This is a genomic window from Romboutsia faecis (genome assembly GCF_014323405.1).
In the GTDB taxonomy this organism is placed as follows: Bacteria; Bacillota; Clostridia; order Peptostreptococcales; family Peptostreptococcaceae; genus Romboutsia_E; species Romboutsia_E faecis.
This window is the reverse complement of sequence record NZ_JACRWE010000020.1, coordinates 1-2,843: the sequence shown is the minus strand read 5'-3', so window position 1 is coordinate 2,843 and position 2,843 is coordinate 1. Positions and strand designations below refer to the sequence as shown.

Sequence of the window (2,843 nt, the reverse complement as noted above, 5' to 3'; positions counted from 1 at the left end):
TTCGATTCCTATCACCAGCTCCATATAAATACGGAGGATTTCCCGAGCGGCCAAAGGGGGCAGACTGTAAATCTGTTAGCATTGCTTTCGGTGGTTCGAATCCACCATCCTCCACCAACAATAAAGTACTAAGCGCGGATGTGGCGGAATTGGCAGACGCACCAGACTTAGGATCTGGCGCCTACGGCGTGGGGGTTCGACTCCCTTCATCCGCACCACTTTATTACCTAAGCGGGAATAGTTCAGTGGTAGAGCGCAACCTTGCCAAGGTTGAAGTCGCGAGTTCGAATCTCGTTTCCCGCTCCATTAACAATTTACTATAATGTGGGTGCATAGCTCAGCTGGATAGAGCAACGCCCTTCTAAGGCGTGTGTCCGGGGTTCGAATCCCTGTGCGCTCACCACTTTATAGGGGATTCGCCAAGTCGGTAAGGCATAGCACTTTGACTGCTACATGCGTAGGTTCGAGTCCTGCATCCCCTGCCAAGTAAATTATATATATTAGAATACGGAGAGGTGTCCGAGTGGTTTAAGGAGCTGGTCTTGAAAACCAGTGATGCTTAACGGCACCGTGGGTTCGAATCCCACCCTCTCCGCCAAATGCCCAGATAGCTCAGTCGGTAGAGCAGGGGACTGAAAATCCCCGTGTCGGTGGTTCGATTCCGCCTCTGGGCACCAAAAATGTGGCGGTATAGCTTAGTTGGCTAGAGCGTTCGGTTCATACCCGAAAGGTCACAGGTTCGATTCCTGTTACCGCTACCAATTTAATTTAATGGACCATTAGCTCAGTTGGTTAGAGCGCCCGGCTCATAACCGGTAGGTCTGGGGTTCGAGTCCCTGATGGTCCACCACTTAAATCTCGAGGTGTAGCGCAGTTTGGTAGCGCACTTGGTTTGGGACCATGGGGCCGGGGGTTCGAGTCCCTTCACCTCGACCATTAAAATATGGTGGGTATAGCTCAGTTGGTTAGAGCGCCAGATTGTGGCTCTGGAGGTCGTGAGTTCGACTCTCATTATCCACCCCATACATTGTGATCCATTAGCTCAGTCGGTAGAGCACCTGACTTTTAATCAGGGTGTCCCGCGTTCGAGTCGCGGATGGATCACCATTTTATATATAAATAAGGCGACATAGCCAAGTGGTAAGGCAGTGGACTGCAACTCCTTGATCTCCAGTTCGAATCTGGATGTCGCCTCCAATAAAAATGCGCCTATAGCTCAACTGGATAGAGTGTCTGACTACGAATCAGAAGGTTAGGGGTTCGAGTCCCTTTGGGCGCACCATATTCTCCTGGGATTATAGCTCAGCTGGGAGAGCACCTGCCTTACAAGCAGGGGGTCACAGGTTCGAGCCCTGTTAATCCCACCAGTAACCTCTAGTGATTTCACTAGAGGTTTTTTTATACTTATAATAATATATTCCTAAACTTAAATAACTTGTAAAATGTATATGAAATCTACAAAATGTCAAGATTCTATAATACAAGTTACTAAGGAGGTTGTATTATGTCTAGAAAAGATAGATTGAAAAATTCTAGTATTGAGAGTGAAAAAATAATTAATGAAATAAAGCAAGCTCAAAACGATATAAAAAATGCAGAAAATTTTTTTCAAAATGTTACGGATATAGAGTTAATAGATGTAGCAATATATGAATTAGAGGCAAAAAAATCTAAGTATCAATATTTGATAAAAATAGCTAAAGAGAGAGGCATTAAAAGATCTATAAAAGAGTCTTTAATAGAATCAATGGCTAAATAATATTAAGGAGATGAGGATTTGTACGTAATATTTGGGACTGAAATAGTTGATAGTGAAGAAATAAAAGAAATAATAAGAGAAAATAGTGATTTTATAGTAGAAAAGGATATGTCTAAGGCTACAAAGAGAGAGGATGTTGTAGCATATCAATTGAGTATATCTATAGATACTTTAAAACAATATATAGAAGAAGATTTTGAATTAGATCAAGTAGAGGATGAAGAATTATTTGATGAGCTTATGACTATGGCTGATGAAGCAGCAATGGAGTTAGAAGAGGTTATGCCGCCAGAGAGTATAATCAATGCAAGAGCTTATAAATGGGATAATTCTGATGAAGCAATTAAAGTTATTATTGCCATTTGCAATTATGAAGTAGGAGAATTAAAACTTTCGGATGTTACCAAAAGATTATTATCTCAAATAGATTAGTATATTTCATTTTAATACAAAATTAGCTAGAATTATATTATATATTTTTATTAAATCCAATTTAAAGTAGAGATAAAATATACTTGAATATATATAAATAGAAATAGATTAAGATTTATAGTCTATTTCTATTTAATATAATTTATGTTATTTATTATGTATAAAAATTAAAATTCAAGATAAAATAAATAAGTATTTAATTACTATCTTCAAATTAAAGCGTAAATAAAATGATGAAGTAAGTGATTGAAAAATCAATATCTACAAAATAAAATGTAAAAAATAAAAAAAGTTAAAAAAAACTATTGACCAATAGTTATAAAAATGATATATTATTACTTGTCCGAGAGATAGGACAAAATAAAACTGAAAAAAGTCTTGACTAAGAAATAAAAACTTGGTAAGATAAGTAAGTCGAGAAAATGAACTTTGAAAATTAAACAGTAGGTTAATTTATATAACTAATTCTTTATAAGAATTATTCGAAACAACCAAACAAAGCCAGATATATAACAGTATCTGAGCCCATCAACTTTTATTTGAGAGTTTGATCCTGGCTCAGGATGAACGCTGGCGGCGTGCCTAACACATGCAAGTCGAGCGATTTACTTCGGTAAAGAGCGGCGGACGGGTGAGTAACGCGTGGGTAACC

General features: G+C 38.3%; 2 protein-coding genes, 15 tRNA genes and 1 rRNA gene. All 18 read left to right on the top strand.

What is annotated here, in order from left to right; all coding sequences use genetic code 11:
- Nucleotides 1-32: 32 nt before the first annotated feature.
- A tRNA-Tyr gene (locus tag H8923_RS16860) sits at nucleotides 33-117 on the top strand.
- A gap of 17 nt (nucleotides 118-134) precedes the next feature.
- Nucleotides 135-218: transfer RNA gene (locus H8923_RS16855), tRNA-Leu, on the top strand.
- 13 nt (nucleotides 219-231) lie between these two features.
- Nucleotides 232-306 (top strand) — tRNA-Gly (locus H8923_RS16850).
- 20 nt (nucleotides 307-326) lie between these two features.
- Nucleotides 327-403: transfer RNA gene (locus H8923_RS16845), tRNA-Arg, on the top strand.
- Between the two features lie 6 nt (nucleotides 404-409).
- Nucleotides 410-485 (top strand) — tRNA-Gln (locus H8923_RS16840).
- A 24-nt stretch (nucleotides 486-509) separates the two neighbouring features.
- Nucleotides 510-598 (top strand) — tRNA-Ser (locus H8923_RS16835).
- Nucleotides 599-601: 3 nt separating this feature from the next.
- Nucleotides 602-677 (top strand) — tRNA-Phe (locus tag H8923_RS16830).
- Nucleotides 678-684: 7 nt separating this feature from the next.
- Nucleotides 685-761, top strand: a tRNA-Met gene (locus H8923_RS16825).
- Nucleotides 762-773: 12 nt separating this feature from the next.
- Nucleotides 774-850 (top strand) — tRNA-Ile (locus H8923_RS16820).
- A gap of 9 nt (nucleotides 851-859) precedes the next feature.
- Nucleotides 860-936 (top strand) — tRNA-Pro (locus tag H8923_RS16815).
- 10 nt (nucleotides 937-946) lie between these two features.
- Nucleotides 947-1,023: transfer RNA gene (locus H8923_RS16810), tRNA-His, on the top strand.
- An 8-nt stretch (nucleotides 1,024-1,031) separates the two neighbouring features.
- A tRNA-Lys gene (locus tag H8923_RS16805) sits at nucleotides 1,032-1,107 on the top strand.
- Between the two features lie 16 nt (nucleotides 1,108-1,123).
- A tRNA-Cys gene (locus H8923_RS16800) sits at nucleotides 1,124-1,197 on the top strand.
- A gap of 8 nt (nucleotides 1,198-1,205) precedes the next feature.
- Nucleotides 1,206-1,282: transfer RNA gene (locus H8923_RS16795), tRNA-Arg, on the top strand.
- A gap of 9 nt (nucleotides 1,283-1,291) precedes the next feature.
- Nucleotides 1,292-1,367, top strand: a tRNA-Val gene (locus H8923_RS16790).
- A 137-nt stretch (nucleotides 1,368-1,504) separates the two neighbouring features.
- Nucleotides 1,505-1,759: a DUF2508 family protein gene (locus H8923_RS16785; RefSeq protein ID WP_153973204.1), complete on the top strand. Its 255-nt coding sequence runs from the start codon at nucleotides 1,505-1,507 to the stop codon at nucleotides 1,757-1,759.
- Between the two features lie 18 nt (nucleotides 1,760-1,777).
- Entirely contained in the window at nucleotides 1,778-2,191 is a 414-nt protein-coding gene (locus tag H8923_RS16780) for a hypothetical protein (protein ID WP_153973205.1), read from the top strand.
- A 535-nt stretch (nucleotides 2,192-2,726) separates the two neighbouring features.
- Nucleotides 2,727-2,843: ribosomal RNA gene (locus tag H8923_RS16775) — 16S ribosomal RNA — on the top strand; the annotation flags it as partial.